We start from the raw sequence: 19601 nt of genomic DNA, 5'->3' as shown, positions 1-19601 counted from the left end.
ATTTCACGCCGGACAGCCGCCTGTTCTAGTGTGGTGTTTTGCAAATACGGCCAATAACTCGCGAGCGATTTTTGCGCTCAAGCAAGGCGTCGCGACGAGTCGTAGCCCAGCTACGGCGAGGAGCGACAACGCCGCATGAGCGCAAAAAGCGCCGCGCGTTATGGTCGTTATTTGTGAAACACCACACTAGGCCAACCGCGCCCGGCGGGCCCGCCAACCCGCCACCAGCGACGGCCCAAGCGCCACCAGCGCCGAACCGAACACCACCGTGACCGCCCCCACATAGCCCAGGGCATTGATGTCCTCGGCATGCACATACTCAGGCCAAACCAACGCCGCCAGCGCCACCGCAACGAAGGTCACCAGCGGGGTCAGCGCCAGCGTGGCACTTACACGTGAGGCCTCCCAGTGCGCCAGTGCTTCGGCAAACGCGCCGTATGCCACCAGGGTATTCAGGCAACAGGCCAGCAGCAGCCAGCCTTGCACCGGGGTCAGTTGCAAGGCCTCCAGCGGGTGCACCCAAGGTGTCAGCAACGCAGCGCAGCTGAGGTAGATCACCATCATCACCTGCTGCGAGTGCCACACGGTCAGCAATTGCTTCTGGCTCAGGGCGTAGAACACCCAGATGCTGGTCGCCAGCAAAATGGTCAACACGCCGGTGGTGTAGGTACCCAGCGAAGTCAGCAGCTCTTCCAGGCGCTGGTTGAAGAACAGGCCAAACCCTGCCAGCAGCACCAACAGGCCCACGCCCTGCCCCACACTGAAGCGCTCGCGGAACACGAACACGCTGGCCACCAGCAACAGCACCGGGCCGATCTGTACCACCAGTTGTGCGGTGCCTGGGCTAAGCAGTTTGAGACCGATCAGGTAGAGCACGTAGTTGCCCATCAGGCCGAGCACGGCCACCAGCACCAGGCCCTTGCCCTTGGGCGCCAGTTTACGCATGGACGGCAAACGCCCCTGAGCCGCCAGCCAGGCGAACAGCAGGCTGCCGGAGACCAGCAGGCGGTACCAGGTGACAGTGATCGGGTCGACCACTTGCAATACCTGCTTGAGCTTGATCGGCAAGATGCCCCAGAGCAGCGCCGTCAGAAGTGCCAGGAACAGCCCATAGCCCCAGCGGCCAGAAGTGGTGTGCATAAAATCCTCGATCAAGCCCGTGGTGGGGGTTGTTGAATTCTACGGGGTTGGAGGACGGGGACGGTGGAGAGTGCCGAGAAAAGAATTCATCAGGTCATTCTTTTGGGGCATGGCTGGGGGGAGGTGTTGCCTGTTCTGGCCCTNAGCGGGTTTACCCGCGAAAGGGCCAGAACAGGCAACATCACCATCGGCTATTTCTTGTGCTTGGCAAACGCCGCCTCAAGCGCCTGGTTGATGGTGCGCACCACCTTCACCCGCGCCCAGCGCTTGTCATTGGCCTCTACCAGCGTCCAAGGGGCAATCTCGCTGCTGGTGCGGTCGACCATGTCGCCCACCGCCTGGGAGTATTCGTCCCACTTGTCGCGGTTGCGCCAGTCATCCTCGGTGATCTTGTAGCGTTTGAACGGAATTTGCTCACGCTCTTCGAAGCGCTCCAGTTGGGTCTGCTGGTCGATCGCCAGCCAGAACTTGACCACCACCACGCCGGCATCCACCAACTGCTCTTCAAAGTCGTTGATCTCGCTGTAGGCACGCATCCAGTCAGCGGGGCTGCAGAAGCCTTCCACCCGCTCCACCAGCACCCGGCCATACCAGGAACGGTCGAAGATGGTGAACTTGCCCCGTGCCGGGATGTGCCGCCAGAACCGCCACAGGTACGGCTGGGCGCGCTCTTCTTCGGTCGGCGCGGCAATCGGCACGATACGGTACTGCCGCGGGTCCAGCGCTGCCGCCACGCGGCGGATGGCGCCCCCCTTGCCGGCGGCGTCGTTACCTTCGAACACCGCCACCAGAGCGTGCCGGCGCATGCGCTTGTCACGCAGCAGGCCGGCCAGACGGGCCTGTTCGGTGATCAACTGTTCCTGATAGTCGGCCTTGTCCAGGCGCAAGGTCATGTCCAGGGCGCCCAGCAGGCTGCGGTCGTCGATGCTGTGGCCCAGCGGGGCCACGTTGCCCTGGTGCTTGCCCTTGGGATTATTGGCCAGCGCGGCTTGCAGGCTTTCCAGCAGAATGCGCCCCACCGCCAGGCTGCGGTAATTCGGGTCTACCCCTTCGATGATGTGCCATGGCGCGTAGTCGCGGCTGGTGCGACGCAGCACGCGCTCACCAAAGCGCACGAAGCGGTCGTAGGTTTGCGACTGCTGCCAATCCAGCGGGCTGATCTTCCAGCTGTGCAGCGGGTCGTCCTTGAGCGATTTCAGCCGTGCCTTCATCTGCTTCTTGGACAGGTGGAACCAGAACTTGATGATCAGCGCACCTTCATCGCACAGCATCTCCTCCAGGCGCTCGGCACCGGTAATGGCCTGATCGAGCACGGCATCCTTGAACACCCCGTGCACCCGTCCCTGCAGCATCTGGCTGTACCAGTTGCCAAAGAACACACCCATCCGCCCCTTGGGTGGCAAGGCCCGCCAATAGCGCCAGGCGGGTGGGCGGGCCAGCTCTTCGTCGGTCTGCTGGTCGAAGGTGAGCACATCGATCATGCGCGGGTCCATCCACTCGTTGAGCAGTTTTACCGTCTCACCCTTGCCGGCGCCTTCAATGCCGTTGATCAGCACGATCACCGGAAACCGCGCCTGCTGCTTGAGTTCGTACTGGGCTTCGAGCAGGGCCTCGCGTAAAGCGGGTACCTCGGCGTCGTAAGCCTCCTTGTCGATGCTGTGGCCGATTTCGGCAGATTCGAACATGCACTGGCTCCTTCAATGGATAAACAAGACTAGCGGATTTCATTTCGGGCTGTGCGGGCCTCTTCACCAGTGAACGCGCTCCCACAGCTCAGCCGGATGGCATAAAATCCCGCCATCCGCTGCAACCGAGCCCACCATGCCCACCCTCCTCCAGCACGCCCAGATCGACTGGGACGACCAGGGCCGCCCCCATTCGCGGCACTATGACGACGTCTATTTCGCAGTCAACGAAGGCATCGAAGAAACCAAGCACGTGTTCCTCGGCCAGACCCGCCTGGCCGAACGTTTTGCCCACCTGGCGCCGCATGCCTGCACGGTGATCGGCGAAACCGGTTTTGGCACAGGCATGAATTTTTTCTGCGCCTGGCAGCTGTTCGACCAGCACGCACACAGCGACGCGCGCCTGCACTTCGTCAGCGTCGAGAAGTACCCCCTCGACCACGCCGACATGGCCCGCGCAGTGCGCCTGTGGCCTGAACTGGCCGCCTATACCGAGCCGCTGCTGGAGCAATACGTGGCGGTGCACCCGGGCTTTCAGCAGTTCACCTTCGCCGGTGGCAGGGTCACCCTGACCCTGTTGATAGGCGATGTGCTGGAACAGCTGCCGCAACTTGATGCGCAGATCGATGTGTGGTTCCTCGACGGCTTCGCCCCCGCCAAGAACCCCGACATGTGGACCCCGGAGCTGTTTGCGCAACTGGCCCGGCTATCGCATCCGGGCACGGTGCTGGGTACCTTCACCACCACCGGCTGGGTACGTCGCAGCCTGGTCGAAGCCGGCTTCGCCATGAAGAAGGTGCCAGGCATCGGCAAGAAGTGGGAGGTGATGAGCGGCGCCTACGTCGGCCCCCTGCCCGGCCCATGCGCGCCTTGGTACGCGCGCCCCGCGGTGACACAGGGGCCGCGCGAGGCGCTGGTGATCGGTGCCGGACTTGCCGGCAGCAGCAGCGCCGCCAGCCTGGCCCGGCGCGGCTGGCAGGTAACCGTGCTGGAGCGCCACGAAGCCCCGGCCCAGGAAGCTTCAGGCAACCCGCAAGGGGTGCTGTACCTCAAGCTGTCTGCCCATGGCACCGCGCTGTCGCAGATGATCCTGTCCGGGTTCGGCTACACCCGGCGTCAGCTGCAGCGCTTGCAGCGTGGCCGTGACTGGGATGCCTGCGGGGTGCTGCAACTGGCCTTCGACAGCAAGGAGGCCGAACGCCAGGGCAAGCTGGCTGCCGCCTTCGACCCCGGCTTGCTGCACTGCCTGGCGCGCGCCGAGGCCGAAGCCATCGCCGGCGTGGCGTTGCCTGGCGGCGGGTTGTTCTACCCCGAAGGTGGCTGGGTGCACCCGCCAGCGCTGTGCCAACAGCAGTTGCAGCACCCTGGTATTCGCGTGGTGACCCACCAGGACGTGCTCGAACTGCGCAAAGTGGATGAGCATTGGCAAGCCTGGGCTGGCGACCAGCTGTTAGCCCGCGCTCCAGTGGTGGTCCTGGCCGGTGCGGCGGATGTGCTGCGCTTCGAACCTTGCGCGCAGTTACCACTCAAGCGCATCCGTGGGCAGATCACCCGCTTGCCGGCCACCGCCAGCAGCCAGGCACTGCGCACCGTGGTGTGCGCGGAAGGCTATGTGGCACCGCCGCGCGAGGGTGAACATACACTGGGCGCCAGTTTTGACTTCCATAGCGAAGACCTTGCACCGACGGTGGCCGAGCACCAGGGCAACCTGGCGCTGCTGGACGAAATTTCCGTCGATCTGGCGCAACGGCTGGCTGTGGCTGAACTGGACCCCGAGCAATTGCAGGGACGTGCTGCGTTCCGTTGCACCAGCCCGGATTACCTGCCGATCGTCGGGCCCATCGCCGACGCGCAGGCGTTTGCCGAAGCCTATGCAGTACTGGGCCGGGATGCGCGGCAAGTACCGGATGTGCCCTGCCCTTGGCTGGGCGGGTTGTATGTGAACAGCGGGCATGGCTCACGCGGGCTGATCACGGCGCCGTTGAGTGGCGAGCTGGTGGCGGCCTGGGTATGTGGCGAACCGCTGCCATTGCCGCGGGCAGTGGCGCAGGCGTGTCATCCGAACCGGTTTGGATTGCGCCGGTTGATCCGGGGGAAATGATTGCATCGGGTTGCCTGCCCGGCCACATATAACCAAACATTCTAAAACTCTCGAAAAGCACATAGGTCAGTTCCTTAAGGTGCCCTAATCCGGGGCATCACCTCCCCAACGGAAAAACCGGTAAGGACTTATGTGCGGATTAGCAGGAGAGTTACGTTTCACCCCCATCGACCAAGCCCCTCGCCCAGCCGACCTGGCTGCGGTAGAGCGCATTACCCATCACCTGGCCCCGCGTGGCCCGGATGCCTGGGGCTTCCATAGCCAAGGCCCGATCGCCCTGGGCCACCGGCGCCTGAAGATCATGGACCTGTCCGACGGCTCGGCGCAGCCGATGGTCGACAATACGCTGGGCCTGTCGCTGGCCTTCAACGGTGCCATCTACAACTTCCCCGAACTGCGCGAGGAATTGCAGGCGCTGGGCTACAGCTTCTGGTCCGACGGCGACACCGAGGTGCTGCTCAAGGGCTACCATGCCTGGGGCGCGGCGCTGCTGCCCAAGCTCAACGGCATGTTTGCCCTGGCCATCTGGGAGCGCGACAACCAGCGCCTGTTCCTGGCCCGCGACCGCCTGGGCGTCAAACCCCTGTACCTGTCGCGCAACGGCGAGCGCCTGCGCTTTGCCTCGACCCTGCCGGCACTGCTCAAGGGCGGCGACATCGACCCGATGCTCGACCCCGTGGCCCTCAACCACTACCTGAACTTCCACGCCGTGGTACCGGCACCGCGCACCCTGCTGGCCAATGTGCAGAAGCTGGAGCCCGGCACCTGGATGCGCATCGACCGCCATGGCGAAGTGGAACGCCAGACCTGGTGGCAGCTGAAGTACGGCCCCAACCCGGACGAGCGTGAACTTGATCTGGAAGGCTGGACCACCCGCGTACTCGACGCCACCCGCGACGCCGTAGCCATCCGCCAGCGGGCAGCCGTCGATGTGGGTGTGTTGCTGTCCGGCGGCGTCGATTCCAGCCTGCTGGTCGGCTTGCTGCGCGAAGTGGGCGTTGACGACCTGTCGACCTTCTCCATCGGCTTTGAAGATGCCGGCGGCGAGCGCGGCGACGAGTTCCAGTATTCGGACCTGATCGCCAAACACTACGGCACCCGTCACCACCAGTTGCGCATTGCCGAACACGAAATCATCGACCAACTGCCGGCCGCCTTCCGCGCCATGAGCGAGCCGATGGTCAGCCACGACTGCATCGCCTTCTACCTGCTGTCGCGGGAAGTGGCCAAACACTGCAAAGGCGTACAGAGCGGCCAGGGTGCCGATGAGCTGTTCGCCGGTTACCACTGGTACCCGCAGGTGGACGGCGCCGACGATGCCTATGCGGCCTACCGTGACGCCTTCTTCGACCGCAGCCACGCCGAATACCGCGACACCGTGCAGGCCCCCTGGCTGCTGGAAACCGACGCTGCCGGCGACTTCGTGCGCGAACACTTCGCGCGCCCCGGCGCACCGGCTGCCGTGGACAAGGCCCTGCGCCTGGACAGCACCGTGATGCTGGTCGACGACCCGGTCAAGCGGGTGGACAACATGACCATGGCCTGGGGCCTGGAGGCACGGACGCCGTTCCTCGATTACCGCCTGGTGGAACTGTCGGCACGCATTCCCGCACGCTTCAAGCTGCCCGACGGCGGCAAGCAGGTGCTCAAGCAGGCAGCGCGACGGGTGATCCCGCATGAGGTGATCGACCGCAAGAAGGGTTACTTCCCGGTACCGGGCCTGAAGCATCTGGAAGGTGCCACCTTGGGCTGGGTACGCGAACTGTTGACCGACCCCAGCCAGGACCGAGGGTTGTTCAACCCGGCCATGCTCGACCGCCTGCTGAGCAACCCACACGGCCAGCTGACGCCATTGCGCGGCTCCAAGCTGTGGCAACTGGCGGCGCTGAACCTGTGGCTGAGCGAACAAGGAATCTGACCGATGAAAGCCCATGAAATCGCTTATGGTCAGCGCCTGCTGCGCGGCCAGGCGCCGTCCTACGAGCGCCTGCAGGCGCGCCTGGCCGGCGACGGCAGCCAGCCCCACGACCAGCCGCGTGCCGTGCACTGCGGCTGGGGCCGGCTGTTGATAGGCCACACCTACCCCGACCCGGCTTCCCTGGCCGAGGATCTGCTCGACGAGCACCCGGGCGAACGCGACATCGCCCTGTACGTGGCCGCACCGCAGCAGGTGCTGGCCCAGGCCCCCCAGCAGCTGTTCCTCGACCCGTCCGACACCCTGCGCCTGTGGTTCACCGACTACCGCCCGGCGCAGCGGGTATTTCGCGGCTTCCGCGTGCGCCGGGCACAGAACCCCGCCGACTGGCAGGCGATCAACACGCTGTACCAGGCGCGCGGGATGCTCCCCGTCGACGCCGCGCTGCTTACCCCCCGGCACTTGGGTGGCCCGGTGTACTGGCTGGCAGAGGACGAAGACAGCGGCGCGATTATCGGCAGCGTCATGGGCCTGAACCACACCAAGGCCTTCGATGACCCCGAGCATGGCAGCAGCCTGTGGTGCCTGGCGGTGGACCCACACTGCACCCGCCCCGGCGTGGGTGAAGTGCTGGTGCGCCACCTGATCGAACACTTCATGAGCCGTGGCCTGGCCTACCTGGACCTGTCAGTGCTGCACGACAACCGCCAGGCCAAGCGCCTTTACCAGAAACTGGGTTTTCGCAACCTGCCCACCTTCGCAGTCAAGCGCAAGAACGGTATCAACGAGCAACTGTTCCTCGGGCCTGGCCCGCAAGCCGACCTCAACCCCTACGCTCGCATCATCGTCGACGAGGCGCTACGCCGGGGCATCGAAGTACAGGTCGATGACGCCGCTGGCGGCCTGTTCACCCTGAGCCTGGGCGGGCGGCGCATTCGCTGCCGGGAATCGCTCAGCGACCTGACCAGTGCCGTGACCATGACCCTGTGCCAGGACAAACGCCTGACCCAGCACGCCCTGCACAACGCCGGGCTGCAGGTGCCCGCGCAACAGCTGGCGGGCAATGCCGATGACAACCTGGCGTTTCTGGAAGAGCATGGCGCGGTGGTGGTCAAGCCGGTCGATGGCGAGCAAGGCCAGGGCGTGGCGGTGAACCTGACCTGCATCGACGACATCACCCGTGCCGTGGCGCATGCCCGCCAGTTCGACAGCCGCGTGCTGCTGGAAAGCTTCCATGCCGGGTTCGACCTGCGCATCGTGGTGATCGGCTACGAGGTGGTGGCCGCGGCCATCCGCCACCCAGCGCAGGTGCTGGGCGACGGTAAGCACAGTGTGCGCCAGTTGATCGAAGCCCAGAGCCGTCGCCGCCAGGCCGCCACCGGTGGCGAAAGCCGCATTCCGCTGGACGACGAAACCGAGCGCACCTTGCGCGCAGCGGGCGTTGGCTATGACGACGTGTTGCCGGCCGGCCAGCGCCTGGCCGTGCGGCGCACGGCCAACCTGCACACCGGCGGCACCCTGGAAGACGTCACCGAACGCCTGCACCCGGTGCTGGCCGATGCTGCCGTGCGGGCGGCACGGGCACTGGAAATTCCGGTGGTTGGGCTGGACTTCATGGTGCGCGATGCCGGGCAGCCGGAGTACGTGATCATCGAGGCCAACGAACGTGCTGGCCTGGCCAACCATGAACCGCAGCCCACGGCCGAGCGCTTTATCGACCTGCTGTTTCCCCATAGCCGGCCGTTGGCCTGACAACTGCTCGGCTTTTTGTGGGAGCGGCCTTGTGTCGCGAATGGGGTGCGAAGCGCCCCTAGGATCTCAGCTTCGCTGCCGACATTGCCGNCCGGGGCCGCTTTGCGGCCCTTTCGCGACACAAGGCCGCTCCCACAAGAACTGCGAAATTTTAACCCGACCGGAGGCCTGGACATGTCCGAACGACTCCCCGAACCCGATCTCGACTACCTCAAACGCGTGCTGCTGGAAATGCTCGCCATCCCCAGCCCCACCGGCTTCACCGACACCATCGTGCGCTACGTGGCCGAGCGCCTTGACGAACTGGGCATCCCCTTCGAGCTGACCCGCCGCGGCACCATCCGCGCCACGCTGAAGGGCCGGCAGACCTCGCCCGACCGCGCCGTCTCTGCCCACCTGGATACCATCGGCGCCAGCGTGCGCCAATTGCAGGACAATGGCCGCCTGGCCTTGGCGCCCGTCGGCTGCTGGTCCAGCCGTTTTGCCGAAGGCAGCCGGGTTAGCGTGTTCACCGATACCGGGGTATTCCGTGGCAGCGTGCTGCCGCTGATGGCCAGCGGGCATGCCTTCAATACCGCCATCGATCAGATGCCGGTGAGCTGGGAGCATGTGGAAGTGCGTCTGGATGCCTACTGCGCCACCCGCGCCGACTGTGAGGCACTGGGTATCAGCATTGGTGACTTCGTGGCCTTCGACCCATTGCCCGAGTTCACCGAAAGCGGCCACATCAGCGCCCGTCACCTGGACGACAAGGCTGGCGTAGCCGCATTGCTGGCGGCATTGAAGGCCGTGGTGGAAAGCGGTCGCCAGCCGCTGATCGACTGCCACCCGCTGTTCACCATCACCGAGGAAACCGGCTCGGGCGCAGCCGGCGCCCTGCCTTGGGATGTCAGCGAGTTCGTCGGCATCGACATTGCCCCGGTGGCGCCCGGCCAGGCGTCCAGCGAGCATGCGGTGAGCGTGGCCATGCAGGACTCGTCGGGGCCTTACGACTACCACCTGTCCCGGCACCTGCTGAAACTGGCCGGCGACCATGACTTGCCGGTACGGCGCGACCTGTTCCGCTACTACTTCAGCGATGCCCATTCGGCGGTGACTGCCGGGCACGATATTCGTACCGCGCTGGTGGCGTTCGGTTGCGATGCCACCCATGGTTACGAGCGCACCCATATCGACAGCCTGGCAGCGCTGAGCCGGTTGTTGTCAGCCTACCTGCTGAGCCCGCCCGTCTTTGCCAGTGACTCGCAGCCCGCCAATGCGTCACTCGAGCGCTTCAGCCACCAGTTGGAGCATGATGCGCAGATGGAGAGCGACACGCGGGTACCGGCCGTGGACAGCCTGGTCGGAAACAAAGGCTAAACGCCCTTGGGGCTGCAAAGCGGCCCCAACACCTCGAATGTTTCGCGTAGCATGCCCATACCTATTTCAGACACCGCCCGACCATGCTGATCCCCTACGACCAATTGCAAGCCGAAACCCTGACCCGCCTGATCGAGGACTTCGTCACCCGCGACGGCACTGACAACGGCGACGACACCCCGCTGGAAACCCGCGTGCTGCGGGTACGCCAGGCATTGGCCAAAGGCCAGGCTTTCATCCTGTTCGACCTGGAAAGCCAGCAATGCCAGTTGCTGGCCAAGCATGATGTGCCCCGCGAGCTGCTCGAATAGCAGGTCAGGCGTCTTCAGGCCTTGCTCTGCTTGGACGCCTTGATGCGCTTGTAAACTTCGGCTCGATGCACCGGCACCTCACGCGGAGCAGCCACACCAAAGCGCACCACGCCGTCCCGGGTCTCTACCACCATGATCCGGATGTCATCGCCAATCACGATGACCTCCCCTACTTCGCGCCCTATTACCAGCATGTTCCGATCCTCCTGCGAAAGGGAAAACCGGAGCCTGCCTCGTAGGTATTCAGCTACTCAATAGCGCCACTACGATTCAGAAGCCTCTTACACTTTTGAGTAACTTCTCCTACAGACCAATCATCGCGACGGGGCTTTTGCCCGCATTTTCACCGCCATTTCGGCCATCTCGTCATACAGCCGCTCAGGGGCCTGGCGTTTCAGTTGCCAGGCCTGGCGCCCTGCCTCATGTGGCAGGATGAGGAACTCGCCTGCAGCGACCTGCTGATGGATATAGTCGGCAATGTCCGCCGCACTGATCGGCGAGCCTTCGAGCAGCTTGCCCACCTGCGCCTTCATCGCCGGGTTCGGGCCGCGGAACGAGTCCAGCAGGTTGGTCTGGAAGAACGACGGGCACACCACGTGCACTGCCACCTCTACCTGACGCAACTCCACCAGCAGGCTTTCAGACAAAGCCAGCACACCTGCCTTGGCCACGTTGTAGTTGCTCATGCCCGGGCCCTGCATCAGTGCGGCCATCGAGGCGACGTTGATAATGCGCCCCTTGCTGCGCTCCAGCAGCGGCAGGAAGGCCTTGCAGCCCTTGACCACGCCCATCAGGTTGACCGCGATCTGCCAGTCCCAGTCTTCCAGTGACAGTTCGGCAAAGAAGCCGCCCGAAGCGACGCCTGCGTTGTTGACGATCACATCGACGCCACCGAACTTCTCTTCGCAGGCCTGGGCAAGGGCCGTCAGCTGGCTGTAGTCGCGCACGTCGCAGCGCTGGACGAAGCCGTCGCCACCGGCCTGGCGAGCCTGCTCCAGCGTTTCGCGCAGGCCGGTTTCGTTGACATCGGCCAATGCCAGGCGCCAGCCCTCACGCGCCCAGCGCAGGGCGATCTCGCGACCGAGGCCGGACCCGGCGCCGGTGATCATGATGCGTTTTTGCATGGTCGCAGGCCTTGTTCTGTCAGGTAGTCCGACGAGTGTAATCAAGGCGTCGCCGTCCGGGAGGATTCATCAGGGCAGTGAATGGGCGGGCATGATTGGGTAGACGGCTGCACGGGGATGGAATCTTTACCAACCCGCACCGGTCCGAATTATCGAGAGGCCAGCATTCTCAGGCTCTTGCCCCCTAATCACGCAAGGACTTTGACATGACCACGATCCTTATCATCATCCTGATTCTGCTGCTGATCGGTGGCTTACCGGTCTTCCCCCACTCGCGCAGCTGGGGCTATGGCCCTTCCGGCATAATCGGCGTGGTGTTGGTGATTCTGTTGGTATTACTGTTGCTTGGGATGATATGACGCGCTGCGGATAGCCACTTCAAACAGTCACGTGAGGTGAATGGCAAGCGGGTCACACCACCCGGTTGCCATTCTACAGGTTCGCATCAAACACCATTGTCACGACGGCCTGATACTCGATACCAGGCAACATGTCCTGTTTCTGGGTGTGGCCGCGAGGGTATACATGGAAATGCAACTGCCCTTCGCTGCCGGTCACACCCTCTGGCGGGACTTCCAGGCTCATGGCGTTCTCAGCTCCGCCAAAGGACATGGCCTGCCGATAGAGCGAACGGCCATTGTAGGAAACCCCTGGCAAGGTCATGGCCAGGTACAGCGGTATGCCATGGCCCTTGGCCGACCGTAGATTGCACGTGCTATCCAGCCCGGTGCTGCACAGCGCCCAGACGTTGAATGGCCCACTGGCAGTCAGGCTGAAGCCCACGTCTTTTTCCAGTTTCTCTGCCACACCCCGCCCTCGGCTCCCATGCCCGTGCGCCTGCTGCGGCACCAGGACCACCTGCTCGGAACCCGGCTCAAAACGCACCTCAAGGTCATGCACCACCTCCAGTTCGACGTTGATCGCCACTGAATCGGCCGTGAGCCCAGCGACTGTTCGGCTCGAGCCCAGGCCTATATCCCTGTCGGGGCCTATCGAATAGACCACGCGCCCTCGGTACACGCCCGACTTCAAGCTCGCCGGCACAGGCGTCTTCAGCTTGTAGCCCAGCGTAAGGTGACTCACATGGTAAGTGGTCGCATTCGCCGCATTGACGTTGGCCCAGCACCCGTTGCTGGCTGGCGACCACAGAAACAGGCGATGCGCCGCGCTCGCCAACGCAACCTGGCAACCACTCGAGTCCAGGCCCGTGCGCGCCGCAAGCGTCGGTGCCCCATCGTCCGAAGCTACCGCGCCGCCCAGGTGGGTAATGGCAAAGTCCATGCTGACTTGCTCGCCGGTCTTGTCACGGACCATCAGTAGCGCAGTTGGCTGGACAGGGGCCGAGAGGTAGAAGCCATCGGTGCCTTCGCCATCGACTGTTTTCGAGTATTCGACCCCCACATCCAGCAAATCCTGCAACGGATCGCCACAAAGCTGCGGCAACTGAGTACAGACAGGTGACGACCGGGGTGTCAGGTTTTCAAATTGCCGGGTCTCGCCGCGGTAACGCAGCTTGAGCGTAATGTCGGCCGCTTGCGCCCACGACGAACCCAACACGCCCGACAGCAGTACCAGCATTGCACACTTGCGAAACATGCCTCTACCTCTCACTCTGCCTTGAAGTTCATGGCTTTGCGCGCATCGCCTTCCACCAGTTCGAAGCGATATTCAAGCCCGGGCTTCTCGACGAATTCGCGCGTACGCCCGGGGCGAAGATGGTACTTGGCCGGAGGATCACACTCGTCCTGGACCAACACACAGGCCTCGACGTTGTCGAGCAGCACCGTTGCATTGCCCTCGTTGCGCACGGTCCATTTCCCACCGACGCGCTCGATCGAGGTCTGGTACCGCGTGGCAGCAGGCTTGGTAATCAAAATGGTGCCGTAGCCGGCCAGAAACTGCACACCGGCACTGAGTTCTTTGCGGTAAGCGTCAAGCTCCGTTTTATCCAGTGCGAAGCTGTCATCCTGTTCCGGCACCACCGGGACGAAGCGCAGCCGGTAGTAACGCTCCTGGTTCCGTTCACCGCGATACAGCAACCGCACGGCCTGCATGCCGCGTGCCGGGATGATCATCCGCGCCGGGCTGGCAACAACGCTGCGCTGGTCGAAGGGCAGCTCATCGATGTCCACCTCACGGGGTTCTGCCTGGCCGTCGTAGACCAACTCCACCACGCTGACTTTGACGAAGGCGGTACTGTCCCCCCGGTTGTAGACGCGTTTGGCATAGGTGCCCTTGCCAGGCTCGAGGTAGTCGTAGAGCGTGCCAACATCCAACTGTGGCCCGGCCTGGGCAAACCACGGCAACATCAGCGCAACGAACAACAAGGGTGACAAGTGAAATGTGAACCTGTGCATCTTCAACCTCTGTTTACTCAACATCCAATCCATCGACCCGGGAATCGGGCCCTCTACAGCGTCATGCCGAAAGCCGGCTCAGCCCACACTGGGCACACACCGCTGATCACCCACGATCAGCAGGTCATCCTCGCGATCAAAGTTGTCCGGCGTTAATGTCAGAAGGCAGTTGCCTGCCGTGCCATGGCGAATTTCCAGGGTGGGCCGTGACTCACTCATTTCCACGTTGAAATAGCCATCCGCCTCGACAACCGTGCGCCCGGCGTCATTGACCACATGCGCGCCGTGCAGTGGCTGGCCTTGCCCGTCGAGCAGCCGGCCAAACACAGTCACCGTTCGCATGACTTTCACTGCGTGGTACCCCACCCCACCGCGGTTGAGGTGATAGTCCACAGCGAGGGGTTGGATCTGTGCTGGCGGCACGTCCTTCGTGTCGAAGTCGAAACGCACATGGCCAGATTTGAACGCCGTCACCGGCACGATATTGCGCCCGGGGTGCAGCACTGCACTCATGCCCTGGCCATCGTTGGCGCGCAGCTTCACACCGTGCAGATCGCTTTCGACATCGATGATCAAGCCGGCTTCGAGCGGCAGGTTGCTGCCCCCCATGGCCAGCTTCCCGGCGCCCAGCGCCAGGGTGCTTTCCAGGTTGAGGCCACCGCTGAGGTTATTGTTGAAAGAGGAACTCTGGGCATAGGCATCGCCCTGCAGCGCCTGGCTATGGAACCGCCCATTGGCCGCCAGGCTGGTGCCATAGCCGTCGAGCGTCGCGCTGCCCCCCAGGCTGTGCACGGGGCCCAGGTCGACGTTCTGCCGATACCACAGCGAAGCGTAGGGGTCATTACCCCCCTCACGCGAGGCGCGGCTACCCACATCGACGCCAAGCTGCCTGCCATCGCGCTCAAGCTTCATGCTTACAGCAACGTTGACGCCGCGGCTGCGGACACCGGCGCTGCTGCGCGTTCCAGGCCTGTCGAAAAGTGACAGGCGAACACTGCTCTGATGCCCCCGCAGTTTCCCGTAGAACGCCCAGCTCAGGTCGGCACCCAGGCCGCTTGCCGAGCCCGCACTGTGTTCCAGGCGCAGCGTCGCTGAACTGCGCGAGGTTACCCGCTGGTTGATCGAAAAGGCGGTGCGGCTGCGCACTTGACGCTGTGAAGTATCGTCGCGACCGTTACTGCCAGGCTCCAGCCAGGTCTGGTTGTGGCTCAGCAACAACGAGCCCCAAGGGTGGGTATAGGTCAACTGCAGATCGCCGCCGTTGCCCAGGCCCTGGGTCTGATTGAGGCTGGCGTAAAGCTTGAACCGTTCATGCACGTCCCAGTCCAGCGAGGTACCCAACTGCAGGTCAGCATCGACCTGTTGCACTGACAACCCCAGCACCGCAGAAGGATGCATCAGGTAGTTGGAAAGGGCACCGAACACCGGGCTCTGTTCACGATTGCCATCCGAGTTGCTCAGCAGCTCGACCTGCTGGCCCAGGTACAGGTTGTAGCGCCAGCGGTTATCCATGTTCTGCCACCGGCTGGGCTTGTAGATGGACACTTCGCTGCGCGAGGTCTCCAGGCCGTCTTCGAGCAAACGCAGTTCCACATCGTAGATGCCGCCGGGCAATACCCGCGTGTCGATCGCCTGCAAACCCGGCTGTACCGGCTGACTGTTGATCAGCGAGCCATTGCGGTAGATCTCCACGATACCGGGGCGGTTCGGCGTGACATAGACGGGGACAGCGCTGGCCTGGCCATTGTCGACCAGCAGGCTGTCACTGCTGCCCAGCATCAAGCCAAGCGTGCTATCAGGGCGGCGCCCGAGTAGCGCAGGCTGGCGCACCAGGCCTTGTGAGTCAGTGGAGAAGTAACCCAGCCGAAAGAAATGCGCTTCATGCAGGCTCTGCGCGTAAAGCTGGTTCATGCGGTAACGCATATCGCCTTGCTCAGCTGGGGTGCGTTCCACGCGTGCATCGGCAAGCGTCGTCCAGTTATGCAGGTTGCCCTGACCGAGCAGGCCGATTCTGCCCGTGGTCTGATTGCCATCATTGACCAGGTTGAGCTGGTTACGCAGCAGCAACCCCGCGTCGCTCTGCTCCGGAAGGTGGTGGAAGAGCGCGTCCTGCTCCCGCTTCTCGGCATTGGATGTAAGCAGTGACAACTGGGAATTGGCTAGGCTGTAATGGATAGCCTGCAACCCGTCCGGGCAGTTTTGCAGGCAGTCGCCCAGCATGCGCCCGCCCTCCAGGCGCTGTTGCCATAACTGCCTGAGTGTGGCTGGCTCTGCGCTCTGCTCAGTGTCGGTAAACGCCAGCAACTGCACACGGTTATCACGGCTCAGCACCACCATGGCATCGCCGAGGTAGCGCTGATCCAGTTCCACTCGCACGGCAAGTGGCACATCGAAAAAGTGCGCCTCGAAGTCTTCAGGCAAACGCCCGAATGTATTCAGGTCAATGGCACTGGACGCGCGCTCGGCCAACACTTCGAGGGGCAAAAGGCAGGCAGCACCCAGCAGCCAGACAGCGAGTGCACGGCCGGGTGCAGCAAACTGGAACATGATTCAATCCACTTCAACACCTGCCCCTACACTGGTAAATATCCAGTAAGCTGAGGCAGGCGGCACTGCTTCAATCAAAGGCTGGTGGAGGAAGTCTCAAACAACACGCTCACTGTCCCGGCATACTCACCCTTTACATAACCTTTCTCAGGCTTTATGGCGTTAAACGTAATGGGAAGATCGTTGCCGACTTTAGCATCTTCCGCGCTCATGACCTCCGTGGGCGTCAACGCCAACTTTTTACCCCCAACAGAGATGACAAGATCAATCCTCTGGTCGGTTTGTGGGTCTTGCAGCGCCGCTGTGTTCAGCAGGTGGGCCTGAATAGCGCCGACATCACTCTGTGCCGTGAACTTTTCATTGACCGCCTTGAAGTCTTCGCGCTCCGGTTCATATTCAAGGGTCACGCCTTTCTCCAGCCAGTCCCCTACGGGGGCCACTGAAAAATCATTCCCGGGAATGATCGCCGTCACTGAAATATTCTGGCTGATCGGCTCAGGGGCGGACGCGACAGCGGCACCGGCAAACAATGCAAGGAACGGGACAGCCAATACATAGGGTTTCACATCAAACTTCCTTTAACGGTTGCACATAAAATAGCGGGCACCCGGGGGCACCCGAATGAAATTGCGGTTCAGGGCGCCCCTGTTTCAAACATCAAGGTGGCTTGCGTGACGTAGGTGCCGGGCATGCGAGTCGACGACGCTTCCGCCATCGGATAGAACCTGAATTGAATGTTTTTTCCCTGAGCGGCTTCAGCAGCACTGACGATTTCAACCGGTGCTGTGCCCATTTTTTTGCGATTCAACATGATGTGGTATCGACGGGGCGCTTCTGCACCGCCTACCCGGGTGAACCGATAATCCGAACGGTCTGTTTTCGCGTAAATTGGGCCGTAGGTACTTTTTACAAACACCTCTTTTTCAATTTGCTTGAAGACGCCCCGGTCCGGGTCATATTCAGCCTGAAGTACGCCCTCCCACCAACTGTCAACCGAGCTCACCTGAAACTCTGGTACCGACACGACAGCCTGGACACTGATATCCTGCGGTATTTCCTTCGCCCCGGCAGCGCCCGCCACGCCAAGGAGAGCGAAGGTGATCAAACAGCGTAAATTCATTGAACATTCCCCAAATGTGCCGGCATCTATAGAGCCCTTACGACATGAGGAAACTTTATGGGCAGAGCCTCACTCTGTATGTAGGTTGTTTCTGACGGCATAAAATAAAAACGCCCCGACAGGCGGGGCGTTTTTCAGTGCAGGGGATTGACGTTAGTGCGAGACCGCCCCGCTGGCACCCAGGCCAGTCTGCGAACGCACGAACTGCGGGAAGAACAGCGCGCGCTCATCCTCAGCCGCCTTGGACTTGTCGGTGACCGAGAAGAACCAGATGCTGACGAAGGCAATGGCCATCGAGAACAGCGCCGGGTACTCGTACGGGTAGATGGCCTTCTCGTGGCCGAGAATCTGTACCCAGATGGTCGGGCCAAGGATCATCAGCGTCACCGCACTCACCAGGCCCAGCCAGCCGCCGATCATGGCGCCGCGGGTGGTCAGCTTCTTCCAGTACATCGAAAGCAGCAGTACCGGGAAGTTGCAGCTGGCCGCAATGGAGAACGCCAGGCCGACCATGAAGGCGATGTTCTGCTTCTCGAACAGAATCCCCAGGCCGATCGCCAGCACACCCAGGGCAACAGTGGTGATCTTCGATACGCGGATCTCGTCCTTGTCGTTGGCTTTGCCCTTGCGCCAGACGCTGGCGTACAGGTCGTGGGACACCGCCGAGGCACCGGCCAGGGTCAGGCCAGCCACCACCGCCAGGATGGTGGCAAAGGCCACCGCCGAGATGAAGCCGAGGAACACACTGCCACCCACCGCATTGGCCAGGTGCACCGCAGCCATGTTGTTGCCACCCAGCAGAGCGCCTGCGGCGTCCTTGAATTCCGGGTTGGTGCTAACCAGCAGGATTGCGCCAAAGCCAATGATGAAGGTGAGGATGTAGAAGTAGCCGATGAAGCCGGTGGCATACAGCACGCTCTTGCGCGCTTCCTTGGCGTCACTGACGGTGAAGAAGCGCATCAGGATGTGCGGCAGGCCGGCAGTACCGAACATCAGTGCCAGGCCCAGGGAGAATGCCGAGATCGGGTCCTTGACCAGGCCGCCAGGGCTCATGATCGCCTCGCCCTTGGCGTGTACCTTGATGGCTTCGGAGAACAGCGTGTTGAAGTCAAAGCCCACGTGCTTCATGACCATCAGCGCCATGAAACTGGCACCGGACAGCAGCAGTACAGCCTTGATGATCTGTACCCAGGTGGTGGCCAGCATGCCGCCGAACAGCACGTACAGGCACATCAGGATACCCACCAGGATCACCGCCACATGGTAGTCCAGACCGAACAGCAGCTCGATCAGCTTGCCGGCGCCGACCATCTGCGCGATCAGGTAGAACGCCACCACCACCAGCGAACCGGAGGCCGACAGGGTGCGAATTTCCTTTTGCCCGAGGCGGTACGAGGCCACGTCGGCAAAAGTGTACTTGCCCAGGTTGCGCAGGCGTTCGGCGATCAGGAAAAGAATGATCGGCCAGCCAACCAGGAAGCCGATCGAGTAGATCAGGCCGTCATAACCCGAGGTGAACACCAGCGCGGAAATACCCAGGAACGAGGCGGCCGACATGTAGTCGCCAGCAATCGCCAGGCCGTTCTGGAAGCCGGTGATCTTGCCGCCGGCAGCGTAGTAGTCCGATGCCGACTTGTTGCGTTTGGAGGCCCAGTAGGTGATGCCGAGGGTGAAGGCGACGAAGGCCACGAACATGGCGATGGCGGAAACGTTCAGCGGTTGTTTCTGCACCTCGCCGGTCAGGGCATCGGCGGCCCACACGGCGGGTGCGAAGGCTCCGCAGGCCAATACGGCCAGGGCTTTGGTTTGGCGAATCATTGTTGCGCCTCCTTCAGGATTTCCTTGTTCAGCTCATCGAATTCGCCGTTGGCGCGGCGCACGTAGATGGCGGTCAGGACGAATGCCGAAACGATCAGGCCGACGCCCAGGGGAATGCCCCAGGTAATCGATGACTCAGGGCTGAGCTTGGCGCCCAGCAAATGAGGACCGTAGGCGATCAGGAGGATGAAGGCGCAGTACAGGCCGAGCATGATCGCCGAGAGAATCCAGGCGAACCGTTCGCGTTTGGTAACCAGCTCCTTGAAACGGGGGCTGTTTTGTATCGAGAGGTAAATGCTGTCGTTCATTGTTTTTGTCCTAGCAGCACAGATACGGGATGGAACCCACACCCTTACTTTATGCTGCCGATGG

17 protein-coding genes are annotated in these 19601 nt (G+C 62.5%); 6 read left to right on the top strand and 11 right to left on the bottom strand.

Annotated features, from left to right (window positions below; genetic code table 11):
* Window positions 1–186 precede the first annotated feature (186 nt).
* The gene (locus ACTJJN_RS14485) at window positions 187–1140 is read right to left on the bottom strand and encodes a DMT family transporter (protein ID WP_221100859.1); all 954 of its coding nucleotides are present in this window, start codon (window positions 1138–1140) and stop codon (window positions 187–189) included.
* Between the two features lie 191 nt (window positions 1141–1331).
* Complete coding sequence (gene pap / locus ACTJJN_RS14480) at window positions 1332–2825, bottom strand: polyphosphate:AMP phosphotransferase (RefSeq protein ID WP_014754195.1); 1494 nt, start codon at window positions 2823–2825, stop codon at window positions 1332–1334.
* 136 nt (window positions 2826–2961) lie between these two features.
* Between pap and mnmC the strand changes: the two genes are divergently transcribed.
* The 5 genes from mnmC (at window position 2962) to ACTJJN_RS14455 (ending at window position 10263) form a co-directional block, all read left to right on the top strand.
* A complete protein-coding gene (mnmC, locus tag ACTJJN_RS14475; protein WP_012053398.1) occupies window positions 2962–4926 on the top strand; it encodes a bifunctional tRNA (5-methylaminomethyl-2-thiouridine)(34)-methyltransferase MnmD/FAD-dependent 5-carboxymethylaminomethyl-2-thiouridine(34) oxidoreductase MnmC in 1965 nt (654 codons plus the stop codon).
* Between the two features lie 130 nt (window positions 4927–5056).
* Entirely contained in the window at window positions 5057–6844 is a 1788-nt protein-coding gene (locus ACTJJN_RS14470; protein WP_108078304.1) for an N-acetylglutaminylglutamine amidotransferase, read from the top strand.
* A 3-nt stretch (window positions 6845–6847) separates the two neighbouring features.
* On the top strand, window positions 6848–8593 hold the full coding sequence (ngg, locus tag ACTJJN_RS14465) for an N-acetylglutaminylglutamine synthetase (protein WP_440781352.1): 1746 nt from the start codon (window positions 6848–6850) through the stop codon (window positions 8591–8593).
* A 174-nt stretch (window positions 8594–8767) separates the two neighbouring features.
* A complete protein-coding gene (locus ACTJJN_RS14460; protein ID WP_003252630.1) occupies window positions 8768–9952 on the top strand; it encodes an osmoprotectant NAGGN system M42 family peptidase in 1185 nt (394 codons plus the stop codon).
* 83 nt (window positions 9953–10035) lie between these two features.
* Window positions 10036–10263, top strand: a complete 228-nt coding sequence (locus tag ACTJJN_RS14455; protein ID WP_004575803.1) for a YheU family protein — start codon at window positions 10036–10038, stop codon at window positions 10261–10263.
* A 14-nt stretch (window positions 10264–10277) separates the two neighbouring features.
* Here the strand turns inward: ACTJJN_RS14455 and csrA are convergent, their stop codons facing one another.
* Both csrA and ACTJJN_RS14445 read right to left on the bottom strand, forming a co-directional pair.
* A complete protein-coding gene (gene csrA / locus ACTJJN_RS14450; RefSeq protein WP_004575804.1) occupies window positions 10278–10457 on the bottom strand; it encodes a carbon storage regulator CsrA in 180 nt (59 codons plus the stop codon).
* A gap of 120 nt (window positions 10458–10577) precedes the next feature.
* A complete protein-coding gene (locus ACTJJN_RS14445) occupies window positions 10578–11387 on the bottom strand; it encodes an SDR family oxidoreductase (protein WP_004575805.1) in 810 nt (269 codons plus the stop codon).
* A 206-nt stretch (window positions 11388–11593) separates the two neighbouring features.
* On the opposite strand from ACTJJN_RS14445, the gene ACTJJN_RS14440 reads away from it, so the two are divergent.
* Window positions 11594–11746, top strand: a complete 153-nt coding sequence (locus ACTJJN_RS14440; protein ID WP_003252624.1) for a DUF3309 family protein — start codon at window positions 11594–11596, stop codon at window positions 11744–11746.
* Window positions 11747–11819: 73 nt separating this feature from the next.
* Here the strand turns inward: ACTJJN_RS14440 and ACTJJN_RS14435 are convergent, their stop codons facing one another.
* The 7 genes from ACTJJN_RS14435 to ACTJJN_RS14405 form a co-directional block, all read right to left on the bottom strand.
* On the bottom strand, window positions 11820–12983 hold the full coding sequence (locus ACTJJN_RS14435; RefSeq protein WP_440781351.1) for a hypothetical protein: 1164 nt from the start codon (window positions 12981–12983) through the stop codon (window positions 11820–11822).
* A gap of 11 nt (window positions 12984–12994) precedes the next feature.
* Complete coding sequence (locus ACTJJN_RS14430) at window positions 12995–13768, bottom strand: molecular chaperone (protein ID WP_221100855.1); 774 nt, start codon at window positions 13766–13768, stop codon at window positions 12995–12997.
* 54 nt (window positions 13769–13822) lie between these two features.
* Window positions 13823–16291, bottom strand: coding sequence for a CS1-pili formation C-terminal domain-containing protein (locus tag ACTJJN_RS14425; RefSeq protein ID WP_012053404.1), 2469 nt, complete (start codon window positions 16289–16291; stop codon window positions 13823–13825).
* Between the two features lie 74 nt (window positions 16292–16365).
* A complete protein-coding gene (locus tag ACTJJN_RS14420) occupies window positions 16366–16857 on the bottom strand; it encodes a CS1 type fimbrial major subunit (protein WP_004575809.1) in 492 nt (163 codons plus the stop codon).
* A 68-nt stretch (window positions 16858–16925) separates the two neighbouring features.
* Entirely contained in the window at window positions 16926–17411 is a 486-nt protein-coding gene (locus ACTJJN_RS14415; protein WP_440781350.1) for a hypothetical protein, read from the bottom strand.
* A 153-nt stretch (window positions 17412–17564) separates the two neighbouring features.
* A complete protein-coding gene (locus ACTJJN_RS14410) occupies window positions 17565–19229 on the bottom strand; it encodes a cation acetate symporter (RefSeq protein ID WP_012053405.1) in 1665 nt (554 codons plus the stop codon).
* Entirely contained in the window at window positions 19226–19537 is a 312-nt protein-coding gene (locus tag ACTJJN_RS14405) for a DUF485 domain-containing protein (protein ID WP_003252591.1), read from the bottom strand. The genes ACTJJN_RS14410 and ACTJJN_RS14405 overlap by 4 nt, the downstream gene beginning before the upstream one ends.
* Between the last annotated feature and the right edge of the window lie 64 nt (window positions 19538–19601).

Origin of the sequence: Pseudomonas sp. 22515, assembly GCF_052044625.1 — a bacterium.
GTDB lineage: Bacteria > Pseudomonadota > Gammaproteobacteria > Pseudomonadales > Pseudomonadaceae > Aquipseudomonas > Aquipseudomonas alloputida.
Note: the sequence above shows the minus strand (reverse complement) of the source record. Positions and strands in the feature narration are given on the sequence as shown.

Bases quoted from the DNA above. Each gene is read 5' to 3' on its own strand.
- ACTJJN_RS14435 (WP_440781351.1), bottom strand. From the start codon at position 12,983: ATGTTTCGCAAGTGTGCAATGCTGGTACTGCTGTCGGGCGTGTTGGGT.
- ACTJJN_RS14455 (WP_004575803.1), top strand. From the start codon at position 10,036: ATGCTGATCCCCTACGACCAATTGCAAGCCGAAACCCTGACCCGCCTG.
- ACTJJN_RS14405 (WP_003252591.1), bottom strand. From the start codon at position 19,537: ATGAACGACAGCATTTACCTCTCGATACAAAACAGCCCCCGTTTCAAG.
- pap (WP_014754195.1), bottom strand. From the start codon at position 2,825: ATGTTCGAATCTGCCGAAATCGGCCACAGCATCGACAAGGAGGCTTAC.
- mnmC (WP_012053398.1), top strand. From the start codon at position 2,962: ATGCCCACCCTCCTCCAGCACGCCCAGATCGACTGGGACGACCAGGGC.
- csrA (WP_004575804.1), bottom strand. From the start codon at position 10,457: ATGCTGGTAATAGGGCGCGAAGTAGGGGAGGTCATCGTGATTGGCGAT.
- ACTJJN_RS14430 (WP_221100855.1), bottom strand. From the start codon at position 13,768: ATGTTGAGTAAACAGAGGTTGAAGATGCACAGGTTCACATTTCACTTG.
- ACTJJN_RS14440 (WP_003252624.1), top strand. From the start codon at position 11,594: ATGACCACGATCCTTATCATCATCCTGATTCTGCTGCTGATCGGTGGC.
- ACTJJN_RS14460 (WP_003252630.1), top strand. From the start codon at position 8,768: ATGTCCGAACGACTCCCCGAACCCGATCTCGACTACCTCAAACGCGTG.
- ACTJJN_RS14425 (WP_012053404.1), bottom strand. From the start codon at position 16,291: ATGTTCCAGTTTGCTGCACCCGGCCGTGCACTCGCTGTCTGGCTGCTG.
- ACTJJN_RS14485 (WP_221100859.1), bottom strand. From the start codon at position 1,140: ATGCACACCACTTCTGGCCGCTGGGGCTATGGGCTGTTCCTGGCACTT.
- ngg (WP_440781352.1), top strand. From the start codon at position 6,848: ATGAAAGCCCATGAAATCGCTTATGGTCAGCGCCTGCTGCGCGGCCAG.
- ACTJJN_RS14470 (WP_108078304.1), top strand. From the start codon at position 5,057: ATGTGCGGATTAGCAGGAGAGTTACGTTTCACCCCCATCGACCAAGCC.
- ACTJJN_RS14410 (WP_012053405.1), bottom strand. From the start codon at position 19,229: ATGATTCGCCAAACCAAAGCCCTGGCCGTATTGGCCTGCGGAGCCTTC.
- ACTJJN_RS14445 (WP_004575805.1), bottom strand. From the start codon at position 11,387: ATGCAAAAACGCATCATGATCACCGGCGCCGGGTCCGGCCTCGGTCGC.
- ACTJJN_RS14415 (WP_440781350.1), bottom strand. From the start codon at position 17,411: ATGAATTTACGCTGTTTGATCACCTTCGCTCTCCTTGGCGTGGCGGGC.